This window comes from Streptomyces sp. CB02980 (assembly GCF_014451325.2).
Classification (GTDB): domain Bacteria; phylum Actinomycetota; class Actinomycetes; order Streptomycetales; family Streptomycetaceae; genus Streptomyces.
On sequence record NZ_JACSCH020000010.1, the window covers coordinates 22280 to 41874 of the forward strand.

14 protein-coding genes and 2 riboswitches are annotated in these 19595 nt (G+C 72.4%); of the genes, 11 read left to right on the forward strand and 3 right to left on the reverse strand.

The window, feature by feature from the left end:
• Positions 1 to 7 precede the first annotated feature (7 nt).
• The 6 genes from E0F75_RS21385 to E0F75_RS21410 all read left to right on the forward strand — a co-directional run bounded on the left by E0F75_RS21385 (position 8) and on the right by E0F75_RS21410 (position 8775).
• A complete protein-coding gene (locus E0F75_RS21385) occupies positions 8 to 1255 on the forward strand; it encodes an ABC transporter substrate-binding protein (RefSeq protein WP_187624163.1) in 1248 nt (415 codons plus the stop codon).
• A 12-nt stretch (positions 1256 to 1267) separates the two neighbouring features.
• Positions 1268 to 4096: an ATP-binding cassette domain-containing protein gene (locus tag E0F75_RS21390; RefSeq protein WP_187624164.1), complete on the forward strand. Its 2829-nt coding sequence runs from the start codon at positions 1268 to 1270 to the stop codon at positions 4094 to 4096.
• Positions 4093 to 4857: an ABC transporter ATP-binding protein gene (locus tag E0F75_RS21395; protein ID WP_187624165.1), complete on the forward strand. Its 765-nt coding sequence runs from the start codon at positions 4093 to 4095 to the stop codon at positions 4855 to 4857. The genes E0F75_RS21390 and E0F75_RS21395 overlap by 4 nt, the downstream gene beginning before the upstream one ends.
• 107 nt (positions 4858 to 4964) lie before the next feature.
• Positions 4965 to 5789, forward strand: a complete 825-nt coding sequence (locus E0F75_RS21400) for a methyltransferase domain-containing protein (protein WP_308189592.1) — start codon at positions 4965 to 4967, stop codon at positions 5787 to 5789.
• A gap of 216 nt (positions 5790 to 6005) precedes the next feature.
• On the forward strand, positions 6006 to 7160 hold the full coding sequence (locus E0F75_RS21405) for a sorbosone dehydrogenase family protein (protein WP_187624166.1): 1155 nt from the start codon (positions 6006 to 6008) through the stop codon (positions 7158 to 7160).
• A 184-nt stretch (positions 7161 to 7344) separates the two neighbouring features.
• Positions 7345 to 8775, forward strand: coding sequence for a lamin tail domain-containing protein (locus E0F75_RS21410; RefSeq protein ID WP_187624167.1), 1431 nt, complete (start codon positions 7345 to 7347; stop codon positions 8773 to 8775).
• 85 nt (positions 8776 to 8860) lie between these two features.
• On the opposite strand, the gene E0F75_RS21415 is transcribed toward E0F75_RS21410, so the two are convergent.
• Both E0F75_RS21415 and E0F75_RS21420 read right to left on the reverse strand, forming a co-directional pair.
• Complete coding sequence (locus E0F75_RS21415) at positions 8861 to 9523, reverse strand: deoxynucleoside kinase (protein WP_187624168.1); 663 nt, start codon at positions 9521 to 9523, stop codon at positions 8861 to 8863.
• 321 nt (positions 9524 to 9844) lie between these two features.
• Complete coding sequence (locus tag E0F75_RS21420; RefSeq protein ID WP_187624169.1) at positions 9845 to 10417, reverse strand: antibiotic biosynthesis monooxygenase; 573 nt, start codon at positions 10415 to 10417, stop codon at positions 9845 to 9847.
• Positions 10418 to 10828: 411 nt separating this feature from the next.
• A riboswitch (cobalamin riboswitch) is annotated at positions 10829 to 11008 on the forward strand.
• Positions 11009 to 11238: 230 nt separating this feature from the next.
• Here E0F75_RS21420 and E0F75_RS21425 point away from each other — a divergent pair.
• From E0F75_RS21425 to E0F75_RS21445, 5 genes are read left to right on the forward strand one after another with little or no spacing between them, the layout of a single operon-like run.
• Positions 11239 to 12738, forward strand: coding sequence for a CoA-acylating methylmalonate-semialdehyde dehydrogenase (locus tag E0F75_RS21425; RefSeq protein WP_187624170.1), 1500 nt, complete (start codon positions 11239 to 11241; stop codon positions 12736 to 12738).
• On the forward strand, positions 12735 to 13886 hold the full coding sequence (locus tag E0F75_RS21430) for an acyl-CoA dehydrogenase family protein (RefSeq protein WP_187624171.1): 1152 nt from the start codon (positions 12735 to 12737) through the stop codon (positions 13884 to 13886). The genes E0F75_RS21425 and E0F75_RS21430 overlap by 4 nt, the downstream gene beginning before the upstream one ends.
• Complete coding sequence (locus E0F75_RS21435) at positions 13883 to 15019, forward strand: enoyl-CoA hydratase/isomerase family protein (RefSeq protein ID WP_187624172.1); 1137 nt, start codon at positions 13883 to 13885, stop codon at positions 15017 to 15019. The genes E0F75_RS21430 and E0F75_RS21435 overlap by 4 nt, the downstream gene beginning before the upstream one ends.
• A complete protein-coding gene (mmsB, locus tag E0F75_RS21440) occupies positions 15016 to 15936 on the forward strand; it encodes a 3-hydroxyisobutyrate dehydrogenase (protein WP_187624173.1) in 921 nt (306 codons plus the stop codon). The genes E0F75_RS21435 and mmsB overlap by 4 nt, the downstream gene beginning before the upstream one ends.
• The gene (locus E0F75_RS21445) at positions 15933 to 16718 is read left to right on the forward strand and encodes an enoyl-CoA hydratase (protein WP_187624174.1); all 786 of its coding nucleotides are present in this window, start codon (positions 15933 to 15935) and stop codon (positions 16716 to 16718) included. Before mmsB ends, E0F75_RS21445 begins: the two co-directional genes overlap by 4 nt.
• A 56-nt stretch (positions 16719 to 16774) precedes the next feature.
• Here the strand turns inward: E0F75_RS21445 and metE are convergent, their stop codons facing one another.
• Complete coding sequence (gene metE / locus E0F75_RS21450) at positions 16775 to 19099, reverse strand: 5-methyltetrahydropteroyltriglutamate--homocysteine S-methyltransferase (protein ID WP_187624175.1); 2325 nt, start codon at positions 19097 to 19099, stop codon at positions 16775 to 16777.
• 162 nt (positions 19100 to 19261) lie between these two features.
• Positions 19262 to 19487, reverse strand: a riboswitch (cobalamin riboswitch).
• Positions 19488 to 19595 lie beyond the last annotated feature (108 nt).

The window sequence follows — 19595 nt, forward strand, 5'->3', positions numbered from 1 at the left end:
ATCGCCCGTGCCTCGACCGTTGCGCGTCATCGCCGCCAGCTTCGCGCTGCTCCTCGTCACCGCCTGCAACTCCGCCTCCAGCGGCGGGAGTACCCCCTCCTCCGTACGCGGAGTCACCGCCGACACGATCAAGGTCGGAGGCATCGTCTCCATGACGACCGCCAGCGGCTACTCCAAGAAGGACACCGACCTCGGCGCCCGGGCCCGCTACGACCGGGCCAACGCCGAGGGCGGGATCAACGGACGGAAGATCGAGTACCTGGGGGCCGAGGACGACGGTCAGGACCCCGCGAGGAACCTCGCCGCAGCACGCAAGCTCGTCCAGCAGGACAAGGTCTTCGCCGTCTCGCCCATGAGCTCGGTCACCTTCGCCGGGGCCGACTTCCTCGACGCCCAGAAGGTCCCGACGGTGGGCTGGGGCACGCTCCCCTCGTTCTGCGGGCCGGCGCATCTCTACGGCTTCAACGGCTGCCTCGTCCCGACGCCCGGCGGCACGCTCAACCAGACCTGGCCCGAGGGTCTCGCGGCCGTCCTCGGAGGCTCGCGCGGCAAGTCGGTCGCGCTGATCGCCGGCGACAACGACGCCGGCAAGTTCGGCATCCGCACCTTCACCCAGGGCTTCAAGGCGGCCGGCTTCCAGGTCGCGTACGCCAAGGCCGTGGTGCCGGCGACCTCGATGCCCAGCGACTGGTCGGCGTACACCAAGGAGATCCTCCGCTCGGGTCCCGGCGGCGCCGCACCCGACGCCGTCGTCTCCGTGATGCAGACGCCGTACAACATCGGCCTGTTCACCGCGCTCAAGCGGTCCGGATACAAGGGGGTCATCTCCGACCCGACGGACTACGACCCCGGGCTGCTCGCGAAGGACGCGACGAAACAGGCCCTCGACGGGGTGCACGTGCTGCTGCAGTTCCAGCCCTTCGAGTCGGACAGCCCCGCGATGCGGCAGTTCAAGGAGGACATCAGGAAGGCCGCCGGTGGCAAGGACGTACCCCTCAACATGCACATGATGACGGGATACATGAGCGCCGACCTCTTCCTCTCCGTCGCCGCGAAGGCCGGCAAGGACCTCACCGTCGAGTCCTTCCAGCAGGCCGCGTCCGGGTTCTCCGACACCGGCACGCTCGTCGGCGACCGCGCGCTGCCCAAGGGGCAGAAGGAGAGCTTCGGCTGCGGGGCGCTCGTCCGGCTGAAGAACGGGCGGTACGAGGTGGCGGTGCCGTTCACGTGCTACCCGCCGATCCCCTTCGGCTGAGGGGCGCGTCACATGGGTGACCTGCTGGGCTTCGTCCTGAGCGGGCTGGTCTCCGGCGCGCTGTACGCGCTGCTCGCGACCGGCCTCGTGCTGTCGTACTCCGCGTCCGGGCTCTTCAACTTCGCGCACGGCGCCACCGCCTATCTGTGCGCGCTGGCGTTCTACGAGCTCCACTCCGGCTTCGGCTGGCCGGCCGTCCCCACCGCTCTGCTCCTGGTGTTCGTGGTGGCGCCCGGCCTCGGCTGGGGCCTGGACCGGCTGATGTTCAGAAAGCTGGCCAGGGTCGGCGAGACGGCGCAGATCGTGGCCACCATCGGTCTGCTGGTCGCGCTGCCCGCGGCCGGGCTGTGGGTGGTCGAACTCCTGGAGCGGGCGGGCGCCCCGGTCCTGCCCGCCGAGAACCAGTTCGGGCTGCCGGGCGTCGGGCCGAGCCCGGCGGCGTCCTGGCAGCCGCTCGACGGTGTGGGCATCGACTCCGACCAGCTGATCACCTGGATCGCCACCGCCCTCGCGGCGGCCGGTCTGTGGGTCCTGATGCGGCACACCCGGCTCGGCCTGCGGCTGCGGGCGGCGGTCGACAACCGCGCGCTGACCGAGCTGCGGGGCATCAGCGCGGACCGGCTGTCCTCGACCGCGTGGATGCTGTCGTCCGGTCTCGCGGGTCTCGCTGGCGTCCTCGCGACCCCGCTCCTCGGGCTCTCCGCGCACGACTACACGCTGTTCCTGTTCGTCTCGGCCACCGCGGCGGTCCTGGGGCGCTTCGCGTCGGTCCCCCTCGCCTTCGTCGGCGGCCTCGGGCTCGGGGTCCTGCAGAACCTCGTGGCGGGGTACGCGTCGTTCGCCGAGGGCATCACCGGCTTCCGGACAGCCGTACCGTTCCTCATCCTCTTCGCCGGTCTCGTCGTCCTGGTACGTCGGCGGCGCCGCGCGACGGGCACGGCGGCCGTGGACCCGCCGCCGGTGGAGTACCTCGCCGGGAAGGGGTGGGGCCGCCGCTGGGGCACGTGGCTGGTGGCCGGCGTGCTCCTCGGCACGGCGTTCTACACCGTCACCACCCCCTTCTGGAGCGGGATCCTGACCCAAGGGCTCGCGATCGGGCTCGTGTTCATGTCGTTCACGGTGGTCACCGGGCTCGGTGCGATGGTGTCTCTCGCCCAGGCGACGTTCGTGACCGGCGCCGCCCTGGTCGCGGGGCTGCTGATGAGCCACGGCTGGCCCTTCGTCGCCGCGGCGGCGGTCGGCACGGCGGCCGCGGCCCTGCTCGGCGCGGTGGTCGCGCTGCCCGCACTGCGGCTCGGGGGCAGATCACTGGCCCTGGCCACCCTGGCGCTCGCCTTCCTGGCGGATCAGGTGCTCTTCCAGCTCGGGTGGCTGCGCAACGGCGACACCGGGTGGGAGATCCCGCGACCGGTGGCCGGACCCGTGGACCTGGGCGACGACCGGGCCATGGGGCTCGCACTCGTGCTGCTCAGCGGCGTGCTCGTCGCCCTGCTCAGCCGGCTGCGCGGCTCCCGCTGGGGCCGGGCCATGCTGGCGGTCCGCTCGGCTCCGGAGGCCGCCGCGGCCTCGGGGGTGTCGGTGGTACGGACGAAGCTCCTGCTGTTCACGGTGTCGGCGGGCCTCGCGGGCTTCGGAGGGGTGCTCTACGCCTCGTACAACACCAGGATCACGGCCACGGACTTCACGGCGATGACGGGCCTGGTGTGGCTGGCGGTCGTCGTCGCGGCAGGGGTGCGCAGGCCGCAGTTCGCGGTGGTGGCCGGGCTGGTCTTCGCGGTGGTCCCGCATCTGATGGCGACCTACGTGACGGAGTCCGCGCATCTGCCGGTGATCCTCTTCGGACTGGCGGGGCTCGCGCTGGCCAACGACCCGGACGGCTACTGCGCGGCGCTGCCGTCGAGGCGAGCCGCCCGGCGCGCCGCGAAGCGGGGAGCTGCGGCGCGGGGGACCGAACCGGGGGCCGAACCGGGAGTCGTACCGGGGGTCGAACCGGGGGTCGAAGTCGAACCGGGGGTCGTTCGCCCGCGCCGCGAGGCCTGGGCGGAACCACACGTCCCGAAGCCGGCGACAAGCCCCCGGCCCCCGGAGGGCGGCGGCGCCGGGGGCATCGCCCCGGGAACGGGCAGCGGCCCAGGCGAGACGTCGAGCGCGCTCGAACTGAGCGGTGTCCACGCCGGGTACGGCGGCGCACCCGTGCTGCACGGCGTGGATCTCGTGGTGCGCGGCGGTGAGGTGCTGGTGCTGCTCGGGCCCAACGGGGCGGGGAAGTCCACCCTCTGCCGGGTGGCGGCGGGACTGCTGCGGCCGGCCGGCGGACTCGTGCGGGTGCGCGGTGAGGACGCCACCCGCGACGCGGCGGTCACCCGGGCCCGCCGGGGGGTACGGCTGGCTCCCGAAGGGCGGGGGATCTTCGCCGGGCTGTCGATCGAGGAGAACCTGGCCCTCCAGCTGACGGGGGCGGAGGACCGGGACGCCGTGTACGCGCGGTTCCCCGCGCTCGCCGCCCGCCGCTCCGTCGCCGCCGGGTCCCTGTCGGGCGGCGAGCAGCAGCTCCTCGCCCTCGCCCCGCTCCTCCAGCGGCCACCGGCGGTCCTCGTCGCCGACGAACCGTCCCTCGGCCTCGCGCCGCTCGTCGTGGACGAGGTCTTCCGTCTCCTGACCGAACTCCGCGACCACGGCACCGCGTTGGTCCTCGTCGAGGAGAAGGCGGCCGAGGTGCTCGGCATCGCCGACACCGTCGCGTACCTCGCGCAGGGCGAGATCGCCTGGTCCGGGCCGCGGTCCGAGGTGGACCGGGACCGGCTCGCCGAGGCCTACCTGGGGACGGGAGTCCGCCGATGAGCCACCCGCTGCTCCGCGCCACCGGGATCGACGTCCGCTTCGGGGGCGTCCACGCCCTGCGCGACGTCACCGTCTCCGTCGGCCCCGGCGAGATCTGCGGCCTCATCGGGCCGAACGGCGCGGGCAAGACGACGCTCTTCGACGTGGTGTCGGGGATACGGCGGCCGGACGCGGGAACGATCGCGTACGACGGTACGGACATCACCCGCCGTTCCCCCGTCTGGCGAGCCCGGCACGGAATCCGCCGTACCTTCCAACGCCAGCAGCTCTTCGGTCAGTTGACCGTCGCGGACAATCTCGTGGTGGCACAGGACTGGCGGGGCGGAGTGCGGCCCGCGGCGCGCCGCCACAGGGAGCGGGCCGCCGCCGTGCTCCACGAGTGCGGGCTCGACGCACTCGCCGGCTCGTACGCGGGCGGCCTGCCCGTCGGACAGGCCCGCATGGTCGAGCTGGCCCGCGCGCTCGCCGATCCACCCCGGGTCCTGCTCCTCGACGAGCCCGCGTCCGGGACGACGGCCGAGGAACGTCGCAGACTCGCCGCCGTCATCCGCCATATGGCGGACGAGGAGAACTGCGCGGTGCTGCTCGTCGAGCACAACGTGGCCTTCGTGATGGAGGTGTGCTCCCGTGTCGTGGTGCTCGACCTCGGCCGGGTCCTCGCCGAAGGGTCGGCGGCCGAGATCCACGCGGACCCGGCGGTGCGGGAGGCCTACCTCGGCACCGGTCCCGGCGATGCGGAAAGCGGTCGCCCCGGTCGTTGACGCCGGGCTGCCGGCCGACGACGTGTGCGCCCTTTCGGGTTGAGTGGTGCGGGGCGCCGTCGACAGGGGTGGGGCCGGGCGTCAGACTGGTCGCGGAGGTGACGCGGGTGGTGGAGCCGGTGGAGATGCGGGCCGCTGTTCGGGAGACGTACGGTCCGGCCGACCTCAGTTCGGTCCCGGTGTTCGCCGGGGGGTTCATCAACTTCGGGTACTGGCGCTCGATCGACCTCGCCGGACCGCTCACGGTCGGCGACCGGGTCCGCAGCCAGGAGGACATGTACCGGCAGGTGCTCGGCGCCGCCGGTCCGCTCGACGGTCGGCGGATCGTCGAGGTCGGCTGCGGGCTCGGTGTCGGCTGTGCGCTCGCTCTGCGCGAGTACCGGCCGGAGCGGGTGACCGGTATGGACATCCATCCGCAGCAGCTGGACCGGGCCCACCGGGCGAACGCGGATCTGCTGGAGACCTCGCCGTCGGCGCTCCGCTTCGTCCGTGGCGCGGCGGAGGAGATGCCGTTCGACGACGGGGAGTTCGACTGCGTCTACAGCGTCGAGGCCGCCCAGCACTTCGACGACATGGCCGCCTTCACCCGGGAGGCGGCCCGGGTGCTGCGGCCCGGCGGCCGGGTGGTCGTCGCGAGCTTCTTCACCCCGGATGACGACCCGGACCACGGAGCCCGGCTCGCGTCGTCCCTGGAGACGTTCGCCGACGGGCTGGACATCGCGCGTCCCGTCACGCTCGTGACCGACGCGTTCACCCGGGCGGGCCTCACGGACGCGCGGGCCGTGTCCATCGGGCCGGACGTGTGGCAGGGCTGGGACCGCTGGCTGTCGGACCAGTGGAAGCCGGGAACCTGGCCGCGCAACTTCCTGAAGGCCTACGAGCAGCGCAACCTCGACTACTACCTCGTCACGGCCACCCGCCCGCAGGACTGATTCCCGGGTCCCGGCGCCGCAGTCGCGCGCCCCCGTCGCCCCTACCGGGGGCGCGCTTGGCCTATACCAATCGCCCGCGTCCCAGTAGTCTCCTGCGTGGCCGGCGGTACAACCCGTCCCCCCACCCCGGTTGCGTGCCGGCGCGGGCGACGTCGACCCCGACCACTGCCCCGAGCAGCCGGGTTCCCCCCATTCGCCGCCTCCAGGAGGATCACGGTGAACGTTCGCACGAGAAGCTCGGCCATCCTCTGCACCCTCGGTCTCGTCACCTCCCTCGCTCTCGCCACGGCCACCGCGGAGGACGCCGACGCCCGGCAGCCGGTCGCGGAGGTCGCGAAGGTCGCGAAGATCTCGCTCACCCATGTCGCCACGGCGCGCAATCCGATCGCCGGCGCCGCCGGTCCCGGCGGCACGGTCTGGATCGCCGAACGGGCCGGTACCGTCAGGGTGTTGGGTGCCCACGGGCTCGGCGAGCCGGTGCTCGACATCTCCGCCGAGACCACCACCGACGGTGAACGCGGCCTCCTCGGCATCGCGTTCGACAACGCACGCACCCATCTCTACCTCTCGTACACGAATCTCGAAGGCACCAGCACCATCGACGAGTTCGCCGTAAAGAAGGGCAGGATCCGGCCGGAGACCCGACGCACCGTCCTCACCCAGACGCAGCCGTACGCGAACCACAACGGCGGCGACATCAAGTTCGGGCCCGACGGATACCTCTACATCGCGTTCGGGGACGGAGGCGCGGGCGGCGACCCGCACGGCAACGGGCAGAACCTCGACACGCTGCTCGGCAAGCTGCTGCGGATCGACCCGCGCGGAGGCACGCCGTACGCGATCCCCCCGGACAACCCCTTCGTCGACGACCCGAACGCGAAGGACGAGATCTGGGCGTACGGGCTGCGCAACCCATGGCGGTTCTCCTTCGATTCGCGCACGGGTGACCTGCTGATCGGCGACGTCGGCCAGAACGACTGGGAGGAGATCGACCGGGCGCCCGCGAGGAGCAGGGGCGGCGAGAACTACGGCTGGTCCCAGATGGAGGGCAACCACCCCTTCCGGGGCGGCACCGAGCCGGCGAACCACGTGCGCCCGATCCACGAGTACGCCCGCACCGGCCTCGGCTGCGCGGTGACCGGCGGGTTCGTCTACCGGGGGAGCGCGATCCCGGCCCTCAGGGGGCAGTACGTGTTCAGCGACTACTGCGACGGCACCATCCGCTCCCTCGGGCTCAAGAACGGCAGGGTGACCGAGGTGAACGACCTCGTCGTCAACGGGGGCGAGGTCATCTCCTTCGTGGAGGGCCGCGCGGGCGAGCTGTACGTCCTCGCGCTGGGCGGCGCCATCACCCGCATCGACCCGGCGTAGCCGACGAGGCCCGCCGCAGCCCGACGAGGCCCGCCGCGGCCCGACCCGATGCCGGGGCGGGCCACGGCGTGCGGCCTGGCGTTCGACGGGCGTTCATGTGACAACGGGTCCGACGCCGACCGGCGTTCGGCGGCGGGCGTGAGTCTCGTGACGCCCTTCGCCACTCTCTCAGGACGGACACTCCGTGCTCGAAGTTCGTGCTCTCCGGGGGCGTCGCCGCCTCGCCCCGATCCGCCTCGCCGTTGTCGCCGGTGCCACGCTGCTCGCCGCCGCGACGCTGGCCGCTCCGGCCGCGCACGCCGCTCCGGCGGACGACATCCGTATCAACGAGGTGGTGACGACCGGCAGCGTCGACGACTCGATCGAGCTGTTCAACAAGGGCGCGGCCGCGGTCGACATCTCCGGCTGGGTCCTCAAGGACGACGACACGAGCCACACGTTCACGGTTCCGGCGGGGACGACGCTCGCTCCGGGGGCGGCGCGCGCGTTCACCGTGGCCGCGGCGTTCGGTCTCGGGTCCAGCGACAAGGCCCGCCTCTACCTGCCGGGCGGCAGCACCCTCGTCGACAGCTTCGGCTGGAGCGCCCACTCCGCCCCGTCGTGGTCGCGCTGTCCCGACGGCACGGGCGCCTTCGGGAAGGCGGCCGTGACGCTCGGCGCGCCGAACGGCTGCGGTTCCGGTGGCGGTACGAACCCGGTGTCCTGGCCCGGCGGCAGCTCCGTGTCGACGGCCGACGGGGCCGACGTCTTCGGCGAGGACCTCAGCGGCCTGTACCAGGAGGGCTCCGTCCTCTGGGCCGCCCAGAACTCCGGCAAGCTGTGGCGCCTGGTCCGTGACGGCTCCGGCGGCTGGCGGCCTGACACCGCCGACGGCTGGACCTCCGGCAAGTCGCTGCGCTACCCGGGCGGGAGCGGCAGCCCCGACGGCGAGGCCGTCACCCTGACCGCCGCCGGCGCCGCGGGCGGCGCGTACGTCGCCACCGAGCGCAACGGCGACGCCTCCGGCACCAGCCGCCTGTCCGTGCTCCGCTACGAGGTCGCGACCGGCACCGGCAGCTCCCTGACCGCCACGAAGGAGTGGAACCTGACCGCCGGTCTGCCGGCCGTGGGCTCCAACCTCGGCTTCGAGGCGATCACCTGGATCCCCGACACCACCCTCGTCGCGGCCGGGTTCAAGGACGAGTCGACCGGCGCGGCCTATGACCCGAACCGGTACGGCGCGCACACCGGCGGCGTCTTCCTCCTCGGCGTGGAGGGCACCGGCGCGGTCCACGCGTACGTCCTCCAGGACAGCGGCACCGCCACCCGCGTCGCCACCCTCGCCAGCGGCATGGCCGGCGTGATGGAGCTCCAGTGGGAGCCGCAGGCCGCCCGGCTGTGGACGGTCTGCGACGACACCTGCGGCGGTCTGCACAAGACCATGAAGATCGGCAGCGCGGGCACCTTCGCGCCCGCCGCCTCCTACCAGCGCCCGAGCGGCATGCCCGACCTCAACAACGAGGGCTTCGCCGTGGCCGGTGCCGACGAGTGCGTCTCCGGCACCAAGCCGGTGTACTGGTCCGACGACAGCAACACGGGCGGCCACGCCCTGCGCAGGGGCACCATCGCCTGCTGACCCCCGACGACGGCGGCGCGGACTCCCGACGGCAGGTGAGTCCGTCCGGCGGCCGGACTCCCGGCCGTCGGACCCGCGCGCCGGATCAGGCGCGCCGGGTGGCCGCCGCCAGCGCGTTCCTGACCTCCTGGGCCACACGGGCCGCGTCCTCGGCGTTGTTGACGATGTCCGTGTGGTTCATGTCGATGACCAGGACATCGCTGGCCGAGTAGTGCTTGTGCACCCAGTCGTCGTAGCCGGACCACAGGGTCCGGTAGTACTCGACGAGGCTCTCGTCCTGTTCGAAATCGCGGCCGCGCAGACCGATGCGGTGCAGCACGGTCTCGAAGTCCGCCTTGAGGTAGACCATGAGATCGGGAGCCTTGCGGTAGGGCAGGCCGTCGATCTCGCGCATCATCTCGTCGAGCAGCCCCTCGTACACCTGCATCTCGAGGGAGCTGATCCGTCCCAGGTCGTGATTGACCTTGGCGAAGTACCAGTCCTCGTAGATGGACCGGTCGAGGACGTTGTCCCCCCGCTTGTACGCCTCCTTGATCGCGGCGAAGCGCGTCTGGAGGAAGTACAGCTGGAGGAGGAAGGGGTACCGCTTGGCCTGGATCTCCTCGGGGCTCGCCGTGTAGAAGAGCGGCAGGATCGGGTTGTCGTCCACGCTCTCGTAGAAGACGTCGCTGCCCAGCTCCTTGGCGATCAGCTCGGCCACACTCGTCTTGCCGATTCCGATCATGCCGCCGACGCAGATCACGGACATACCTCACTTCTCCCTGGGGGTCTTCTCTAGCGTGGGCGGGTGAGCCGGGTGAGCTGGGAAACCCGCACCAATGAGACGCACGCCGGCGGTCACCCGATTCCCTGGGATCTTTGTGATCAGCGTCATGTGGTCCCGTCCGGACCGAGGCCCTGGGGCGGGCCGCTGTCGTGGACCGGCCTGACCGTTCCGCGGTCGCCGCGGGCAGCGACGAGCCGCGGCCCTGAGGCCGCCCTGAATTTTAGATGACGAATGCGCCCCAGGTGGGCCGGACCGCAGGCGCCCGCCTCACCGGCCCCGAAGCGGGGAGCCGCATCGGCTGGGCTACGGCGTGAGCCAGCCGCGCAGCAGCCTGCTCACGGCGGGCATCGCCACGTATGTCATGAGCACGTTGAACACACAGGCGACGATCGCGCTGCTGAGCAGGAGGGGGAGACCGGTCAGCCGGGGGATGAGGAGGAGGCTTCCCAGGACCGAGATCGGGTAGATCGCCAGGGTCGCGCTGATCGCCATCTTCCACCGGGGCGGGGCGGGCCGCGTCGAGCCCGGCTTGGCGAACCAGGTCTCCATGCCGGTCAGCGTGCGCCGGGCGATCTCCGTGTGGTGGTGCCCCTCGCAGCCGGCGAACCAGGCCGCCCGCTCCGGAGACTCCTGCCAGGCCCGGCACGCCGCCTCGTCCCGGAAGCGGTGAACGAGGAACCACGGGGCGTCGCCGCCCGAGGAGCGGAAGAGACCGTGTCCGAGGTGCCCCGGGAAGGCGGCCGCGCTGTCGAGGATGCCCCGGGCCCACAGCTCGAAGGCCGCTTCGTAGCCGGGCTCCACCCGGCGGGCTATGAGGAGGGTCACCTCGCCCGTGTCGGCGGGGACGGTGGAGTGCTCAAGGCTGATCGCGGTCACATGTACTCCATCTGATCTCACCGCGCCCGGCCGTACTCTACGCATGGACCGCTGTGCGTGCCGCTCGGCACGCTCGCCGAGCCGGCCGCGGCGCAGGACCCCGCAGGGGAACCCGCCGCCCTCTGCGGCACGTACGCCACCTCCTTCACCACCAGCGCCGGTGCCGAAGTCCCGGCGAACCTGCGCACGGGCTGTGCCGAGGACTCGGGCAGCCTCCGCTCGCTCGCGGCGGGTGACGAGGACCGTCCTCGGCGCGGTCGTGTTCCCGGGCCGGTCCGCGGCGGCGCGCCGGCCCTTCCCGTGCGGGGAGTTCGCCGTGCGGGTCGTCCGGACGTGGGCGGGCAGGGACCCGTCGATGTGCCCGCCGTCGTGCCGGGGCGGGGGGTGGACTTACTAGGACGTCCAACTATATGTTCGTGACAAGCCCGCGGTGCAGGGAAGCCGGTGTGAATCCGGCGCGGTCCCGCCACTGTGACCGGGGAGTGTGCTCTTCAGCAGATGAGGCCACTGACGGAATCCATCCGTCGGGAAGGCCGGAGAGCGCGCGCTGATCCGGGAGTCAGGATACCGGCCGTGGGGTGTTCCGTGTTGTCCACGAGGATGGAGCAGACACGCATGGCACCGGTACGTGACCACGGCCCAGGTGATCCGGCGGAGTACCCGAACCCCGAGGCCCTGTCCCCGCGTTCGTGACTCGACGAAGGCGCCCTCGCCTTCCCCTGTCCCGCGGGAGGACCCGCGTGCGCGCACCCCGATCGGTGCCGTGCTCGCGGTCCTCGCCGCGCCCTCCTCGGATCCTCACCTGACGAGAGCAGGCTTCGATGGTCCGCGAACTCACCCATTTCATCGGCGGAAAGCACACCACCGGCACCTCCGGTCTCTTCGCCGACGTGTACGACCCCAACACCGGCGCCGTCCAGGCCAGGGTCCCCCTGGCCGGGCGCGCCGACACCGAGACGGCGATCGCCGACGCCGAGGCGGCCCAGCAGGAGTGGGGCCGGTGGAATCCGCAGCGACGCGCACGCGTCCTGCTGCGCTTCCTCCAACTCGTCGAGGGCGAACGGGACTCCCTCGCCCGGCTGCTCTCCGCCGAACACGGCAAGACCGTCGCCGACGCCCACGGCGACCTGCAACGCGGCCTGGAGGTGGTCGAGTTCGCCGCCGGGATCCCGCACCTCCTCAAGGGCGAGTTCACCGACAACGCGGGCACCGGCATCGACGTGCACTCGCTCCGCAGCCCGCTGGGCGTCGTCGCCGGGATCACCCCCTTCAACTTCCCCGCGATGATCCCGCTGTGGAAAGCCGCACCAGCCCTGGCATGCGGTAACGCGTTCATCCTCAAGCCGTCCGAGCGCGATCCCTCCGTACCCCTGCGGCTCGCCGAGCTGTTCCTTGAGGCCGGTCTCCCGCCCGGCGTGTTCAACGTCGTCAACGGCGGCAGGGAAGCCGTCGACACCCTCCTCGAAGACCCCCGCGTCCAGGCCCTCGGCTTCGTCGGCTCCACCCCGATCGCCGCGCACATCTACGCCACCGCCGCCGCGCACGGCAAGCGCGCCCAGTGCTTCGGCGGCGCCAAGAACCACATGATCGTGATGCCCGACGCCGACCTCGACCAGGCCGCCGACGCGCTGATCGGCGCCGGCTACGGCTCCGCCGGCGAGCGCTGCATGGCCATCTCCGTCGCCGTCCCGGTGGGGGAGGAGACCGCCGACGCCCTCGTGGCGAAGCTGAAGGAGCGCATCGCGGGCCTGCGCATCGGCACCTCCGACGACCCGGACGCGGACTTCGGTCCCCTCGTGAGCCGCGACGCCCTGGACCGGGTGAACCGCTACGTCGGCATCGGTGTCGACGAGGGAGCCGAACTCGTCGTGGACGGGCGGGAGTTCACCCTTCCCGGTCATGAGGCCGGATTCTTCGCCGGGCCCTCGCTCTTCGACCGGGTCACCCCCTCGATGCGGATCCACCAGGAGGAGATCTTCGGCCCCGTCCTGTGCGTCGTACGGGCCGCCGACTACGAGGAGGCCCTGCGGCTGCCCAGCGAGCACCCGTACGGCAACGGCGTGGCGATCTTCACCCGTGACGGAGACACCGCCCGCGACTTCACCCGCCGCGTCAACACCGGCATGGTCGGCGTCAACGTCCCCATCCCGGTCCCCGTGGCGTACCACACCTTCGGCGGCTGGAAGCGCTCCGGCTTCGGCGACCTGAACCAGCACGGCCCCGACGCCATCCGCTTCTACACCCGGACCAAGACCGTCACCTCGCGCTGGCCCTCCGGGGTCAAGGAGGGCGCGAGCTTCACCATCCCGACGATGGGATGAGCGCCGTGACCACCCTCACCGAGGACCAGCTCGCCCTCGCCGAAGTCACCCTGGACTTCGCCCAGGAGCAGCTCGCCCCGCACGCCGTGGCCTGGGACCAGGACAAGCACTTCCCCGTCGACGTCATCCGCGGGGCCGCCGCGCTCGGCCTCGGCGGCGTCTACGTACGGGAGGAGCACGGCGGTTCCGGACTCACCCGGGCCGACGGGGTCCTCGTCTTCGAGACCCTGGCGACCGGCTGCCCCTCCATCGCCGGCTACCTCTCCATCCACAACATGGTCGCCTGGATGATCGACCGGTACGGAGACCCCGCCCAGCGTGCCCGGTGGCTGCCCGGCCTCTGCTCCGCCGAGACCCTGGGCAGTTACTGCCTCACCGAACCCGGCGCGGGCTCGGACGCCGCCGCGCTGCGCTCCCGCGCCGAACAGGACGGCGGGCACTACGTCCTGACCGGAGTGAAGCAGTTCATCTCCGGCGCCGGTGTCTCCGACGTGTACATCGTCCTCGCCCGCACCGGTGGGGACGGCCCCCGCGGGATCTCCGCCTTCGTCGTCGAACGCGGCGACCCGGGAGTCTCCTTCGGCGCCGACGAACGCAAGATGGGCTGGAACGCCCAGCCCACCCGCCAGGTGGTCCTCGACGGCGTGCGGATCCCCGCCGACCGGCGCCTCGGCGCCGAGGGCGAGGGCTTCCGCATCGCCATGCACGGTCTCAACGGAGGCCGCCTCGGCATCGCCGCCTGCTCCCTCGGCGGCGCCCGAAGCGCACTCGACCGCAGCCTCACCCACCTCGCCGACCGCGAGGCCTTCGGCGCACGGCTGCTCGACGCCCAGGCCCTGCAGTTCCGGCTGGCCGACATGGCCACCGAACTGACGGCCGCCCGCGCGCTGGTACGGCAGGCCGCCGAGGCCCTCGACCGGGGCGACCCGCAGGCGGTCCAGCTCTGCGCCATGGCCAAGCGGTTCGCCACCGACACCGGGTTCTCCGTCGCCGACCGGGCGCTGCAACTCCACGGCGGCTACGGCTACTTGAGCGAGTACGGCATCGAGAAGATCGTCCGGGACCTGCGGGTCCACCGGATCCTGGAAGGAACCAACGAGATCATGAACGTCATCGTCGCCCGCGGCCTGACGGAGCACCTGCGATGACCGGCGACCACGCGACCGGGAGCGAGCCGACCGGGAACGAGCCGACCGGGAGCGACCCGACCGGCGACGAGCAGGTCGTCGTCCGTGTCGAAGGGCGGACGGGCCGGCTGATCCTCAATCGCCCCGAGGCCCTGAACGCGCTCAGTCATGGCATGGTGCTGCGGATCGAGGAGGCCCTCACCGCCTGGCGGGACGATCCCGCCGTCGAGGCGGTCGTGATCTCCGGGGCCGGGGAACGCGGACTGTGCGCGGGCGGCGACATCCGCGCCATCTACGAGGACGCCCGGGCCGGCGGTACGGAATCCGCCGGCTTCTGGCGGGACGAGTACCGGCTCAACGCCCTGATCGCCCGCTACCCCAAGCCGTACGTCGCCCTCATGGACGGCATCGTGATGGGCGGGGGCGTCGGCGTCTCGGCCCACGGCACCGTACGGATCGTCACCGAACGTTCCCGCGTCGCCATGCCCGAGACGGGAATCGGCTTCGTCCCCGACGTCGGCGGCACCTACCTCCTCGCGCTGGCGCCCGGCGAGCTGGGCACCCACCTGGCCCTGACCGGGACGGCCGTCGGCGCCGCCGACGCCCTGCTCTGCGGCCTCGCCGACCACTTCGTACCGTCCGAGCGGCTCGACCGGTTGACGGCAGGGCTCGCGCGGGCGTCCGTGCACGACGCCCTGGCGGCACACGTCGGGCAGGCGCCGCCCGGGCGACTGGCCTCCCACCGCGACTGGATCGACCACTGCTACGCCGCCGACACGGTCGAGCAGATCGTGGACCGGCTCCTCACGAGCGGCGTGCCGGCCGCCAAGGAGGCGGCCGCCACTCTGGCCGCCAAGTCCCCGACCTCCCTCAAGGTCACGCTGACCGCCTTGCGCCGGGCCCGTGGGCTCGGCCCGCTGGAGCGGGTCCTCGAACAGGAGTACCGGGTCTCGTGCGCGGCGCTGACCGCGCCCGACCTGGTCGAGGGCATCCGGGCCCAGGTCATCGACAAGGACCGCGATCCCCGCTGGTCGCCCGCCGCCCTCGCCGACGTCACCGGAGAGGACGTGGCGCGGTACTTCGCCCCACTCGGCGCCGACCGCGAACTGCGGCTTCCCGCCGTCACCGACTCGTTCCAGGAGGTGCCCTGGTGACCACCGTCATCGCCTTCGTCGGCCTCGGCCGCATGGGCGGCCCGATGGCCGCCAACCTGGTCGCCGCCGGCCACCGCGTCCTCGGCTTCGATCTCGTCCCCGAGGCGCTGGCCACCGCCTCCGCGACCGGGGTGGAGGCGGCGGAGTCCGCCGTCGCGGCCGCCGCCGTCGCGGACGTGGTCATCACCATGCTGCCCGCGGGACGCCATGTCCTCGCCCTCTACGGGGACCAGGGCCTCCTCGCGGCCGCGAGGCCGGGCACGCTGTTCATCGACTGCTCCACCATCGACGTCGCCGACGCGCGCGCCGCCCACGAGGCGGCGGCCGCCGCCGGGCACCGCGCCCTGGACGCCCCCGTCTCCGGCGGGGTGGTGGGCGCCGAGTCCGCCACCCTCACCTTCATGGCCGGCGGGGGAGAGGCGGAGTTCGCCCGGGCGGAACCGCTGCTGGCCGTCATGGGCAGGAGGGTCGTGCACTGCGGAGACGCGGGCGCCGGCCAGGCCGCCAAGATCTGCAACAACATGATCCTCGGCATCTCGATGATCGCCGTCAGCGAGGCCTTCGTCCTCGGTGAGAGCCTCGGTCTTTCGCACCAGGCGCTCTACGACGTCGCCTCCACCGCCTCCGGTCAGTGCTGGGCGCTCACCACCAACTGCCCCGTCCCCGGGCCCGTTCCGGCGAGCCCGGCCAACCGGGACTACCGCCCCGGGTTCGCGGCCCCGCTCATGGCCAAGGACCTGGGACTCGCCGCCGACGCCCTGCGCACCGCCGGAATCGACGCCGGGCTCGGCGCGCGCGCCGCCGAGCTGTACGCCGCCTTCGCGGCGGGCGACGGCGCGGCCCAGGACTTCTCCGGCATCGTCCACGTCCTCCGCGACACGGCCGCGGAAGCACCGAAGGGAACGACCACCGCATGACCGGGACCGACTACGAAACGATCACCGTCGAGCGTACGGGCGGCCGCACCGCGCTGCTCACGCTGAACCGGCCGAAAGCGCTCAACGCCCTCAACCTCCAGGTCATGCACGAGGTCGTGGCCGCCACCGAGGCCCTCGACCGGGACCCGGACATCGGCTGCATCGTCCTCACCGGCTCCCCGAAGGCCTTCGCGGCCGGCGCGGACATCAAGGAGATGCAGCCCCAGGGGTACATGGACATGTACCTCACCGACTGGTTCACCGCCTGGGACCGGCTCGGCAACCTCCGCACGCCCACCGTCGCGGCCGTCTCCGGCTACGCCCTGGGCGGCGGCTGCGAGCTGGCCATGCTCTGCGACATCCTCCTCGCCTCCGACACGGCCGTCTTCGGCCAGCCCGAGATCAAGCTGGGCGTGATCCCGGGCATCGGCGGCTCCCAGCGGCTCACCCGCGCGGTCGGCAAGGCCAAGGCCATGGAACTCTGCCTGACGGGCCGCACCATGGACGCCGTCGAGGCCGAACGGGCCGGTCTGGTCTCCCGTGTCGTCCCGGCCGACACCCTCCTCCCGGAGGCCCTCGCGGTCGCCGAGACCGTCGCCGGGATGTCGAAGCCGGTCGCCATGATGGCCAAGGAGGCCGTCGACCGGGCCTTCGAGACCACCCTGGCCGAGGGCGTCCGCTTCGAACGCCGGCTGTTCCACGCGGTGTTCGCGACGGCCGACCAGAAGGAGGGCATGTCCGCCTTCGTGGACAAGCGGCGCCCCGACTTCACCCACCGCTGACGGTCGGATGCGTGTCCTGGCCGGGCGCCGTCGGCGCCCGGCCAGGACCCACGGGATCAGGACCTCTCGGAGGCCAGTTCCGCGCGCACCTCACGGGCGGCTGCGACGAGGTTCTCCAGCGAGGCCCGGGTCTCGGGCCAGCCACGGGTCTTCAGACCGCAGTCGGGGTTGACCCACAGGCGCTCGGCGGGGATGGCCTCGAGGCCCTTGCGGAGGAGGGCGGCCGCCTCCCCGGTGCCGGGGACGCGCGGGGAGTGGATGTCCCAGACGCCGGGGCCGGCCTCGCGCGGATAGCCGTGCTCGGCGAGTTCGTCGGCGACCTGCATGTGGGAGCGGGCCGCCTCCAGGCTGATGACGTCCGCGTCGAGGTCGTCGATCGCCCGGACGATGTCCCCGAACTCGGCGTAGCACATGTGGGTGTGGATCTGGGTGTCCGGCCGCACACCGCTGGTGGTGAGGCGGAAGGACTCCGTGGCCCAGGCCAGATAGGCGGCGTGCTCGGCGGCCCGCAGCGGCAGCGTCTCGCGCAGGGCCGGTTCGTCGACCTGGATCACCGGAGTCCCGGCCGCCTCCAGGTCGTTGACCTCGTCGCGCAGGGCGAGCGCCACCTGCCGCGCGGTGTCCCCGAGCGGCTGGTCGTCCCGTACGAAGGACCAGGCGAGCATGGTCACCGGACCGGTCAGCATGCCCTTGACCGGCTTCGAGGTCTGCGCCTGGGAGTACGTCGTCCAGCGCACGGTCATCGGGTCGGGGCGGGAGATGTCCCCGGCCAGGACCGGGGGCCGGACGTAGCGGGTGCCGTACGACTGGACCCAGCCGTGCTCGGTAGCCAGGTAGCCGGTGAGCTGCTCGGCGAAGTACTGCACCATGTCGTTGCGTTCGGGCTCGCCGTGCACCAGGACGTCGATCCCCGTCTTCTCCTGGAAGGAGAGGACCTCGCGGATCTCGTCCTTGATCCGCTCCTCGTAACCGGCGGCGTCGATCCGGCCGGCCCGCAGATCGGCCCGCGCGACGCGCAGCTCGCTCGTCTGCGGGAACGAACCGATGGTCGTCGTCGGCAGCAGCGGAAGGCCCAGTTGGGCCCGCTGGGCCGCGGTCCGCACCGCGTAGGGCTGCGAGCGCCGCCCGTCGGCGTCGGTGACGGCGGCGGCACGGGCCCGCACGGCGGGGTCCCGGGTGAGGGCGGAGCCGGTGCGGGATGCCAGGTCGGCGCGGTTCGCGGCGAGTTCCGCCGTGATGCCGTCCGTGCCCTGGGCGAGCCCGCGCGCCAGGACGGCGATCTCCGCGGTCTTCTGCCGGGCGAAGGCGAGCCAGCGGGCGATCTGCGGATCGATGCCCCGCTCGGCGGCCGCGTCCAGCGGCACGTGCAGAAGGGAGCAGGAGGCGGCGACGTCCACCTGATCGGCGAGCCCGAGGAGCGTACCGAGGGTCCCCAGGGACTTCTGGTAGTCGTTGATCCAGATGTTGCGTCCGTTGACGACGCCCGCCACCAGGCGCTTGCCGGGCAGCCCGCCGACGGCGGCGAGGTCTTCCAGGTTGGCGGCGCCCGATTCCGTGAAGTCGAGGGCGAGCCCTTCGACCGGTGCCTTGGCCAGCACGCCCAGAGCGTCTCCGAGCCGCCCGAAATAGGAGGCGACGAGCAGCTTCGGACGGTCGGTGGCGCCGCCCAGGTCGCGGTAGGTACGGGCGGCGGCGTTGAGCTCGGCCGGGGTCCGGTCCTGGACCAGCGCGGGCTCGTCCAGCTGCACCCACTCGGCCCCGGCCGCGCGGAGATCGGCGAGCACCTCCGCGTACACCGGCAGCAGCCGGTCCAGCAGGGTCAGCGGCTCGAAGTCCGGGGCCACACCCTGCGCGGGCTTGGCGAGCAGCAGGTAGGTGACGGGGCCCACGAGCACCGGGCGGGCGGAGTGGCCGAGCGCGAGGGCCTCCTTCAGCTCGGCGACCTGCTTGCGGGAGTCGGCGGTGAAGACGGTGTCGGGTCCGAGTTCGGGCACCAGGTAGTGGTAGTTCGTGTCGAACCACTTGGTCATCTCCAGCGGCGCGACGTCCTGGGTGCCGCGGGCCATCGCGAAGTACCCGTCGAGCGCGTCCGCCTCGACGGCCGCACGGTGCCGGTCGGGGACGGCGCCCACCATCACGCTGGTGTCCAGGACGTGGTCGTAGTACGAGAAGTCGCCGGTCGGCACCTCGTGGAGGCCGGCCTCGGTCAGCTGCCGCCAGCTCGACCGGCGCAGCTCGGCCGCGGTCTCCCGGAGCGCGCCGGCGTCGACGCGGCCCTTCCAGTACCCCTCGACGGCCTTCTTCAGTTCGCGGTTCTCCCCCTGGCGGGGGTACCCGTACACGGTGGCTCGTGCTGCCGCGGCCGCGGGCTTCGGTGTCACGGAACTCTCCTTCGCGAGATGTGTCCTGAGCGCCCCGGAGACGGGACGCGGACGCGAAGGAACGGACAGACCAGCGGACCACGATGCGGGGATGCCGCACGTGCCGCTCGATATGCGCGCCGACCCGCCCACGAGGTCACCGGGATCTCCGCACACGGAATGGTCCGCGCGCGGGCAACGGGCAGGTCTTCGGACTCGCGGGCACGCTCTCCGGATGCGACCGGAGGACACCTACTGGCCGTCGCTTCCCAGACCCGTCCGGGCCCAGTGCGTATGACGGCGGTCGTTCCCGCTCACCGCTGCGGGGCAGTCCCGGATTCCCACCGGGTTCCCTCTTACGACGCATCCCGCCTGGCGGACGGGGCGAACCAGCTGCACGGCCACCTTAGGCGGACGAACGCCGACCGCACACCCCTGACCGCATACCGGAACGCGACGGGCGCACTTCGGCCACCCGTGGGTCGGCCGCTTGCCGGACGGTTGCCGGACGGTTGCC

What these genes read in the sequence shown, in the direction of transcription:
- E0F75_RS21390 (WP_187624164.1), top strand. Translation starts at nt 1,268, where the DNA reads ATGGGTGACCTGCTGGGCTTCGTCCTGAGCGGGCTGGTCTCCGGCGCG.
- E0F75_RS21395 (WP_187624165.1), top strand. Translation starts at nt 4,093, where the DNA reads ATGAGCCACCCGCTGCTCCGCGCCACCGGGATCGACGTCCGCTTCGGG.
- E0F75_RS21415 (WP_187624168.1), bottom strand. Translation starts at nt 9,523, where the DNA reads ATGTCCGTGATCTGCGTCGGCGGCATGATCGGAATCGGCAAGACGAGT.
- E0F75_RS21425 (WP_187624170.1), top strand. Translation starts at nt 11,239, where the DNA reads ATGGTCCGCGAACTCACCCATTTCATCGGCGGAAAGCACACCACCGGC.
- E0F75_RS21430 (WP_187624171.1), top strand. Translation starts at nt 12,735, where the DNA reads ATGAGCGCCGTGACCACCCTCACCGAGGACCAGCTCGCCCTCGCCGAA.
- E0F75_RS21435 (WP_187624172.1), top strand. Translation starts at nt 13,883, where the DNA reads ATGACCGGCGACCACGCGACCGGGAGCGAGCCGACCGGGAACGAGCCG.
- E0F75_RS21445 (WP_187624174.1), top strand. Translation starts at nt 15,933, where the DNA reads ATGACCGGGACCGACTACGAAACGATCACCGTCGAGCGTACGGGCGGC.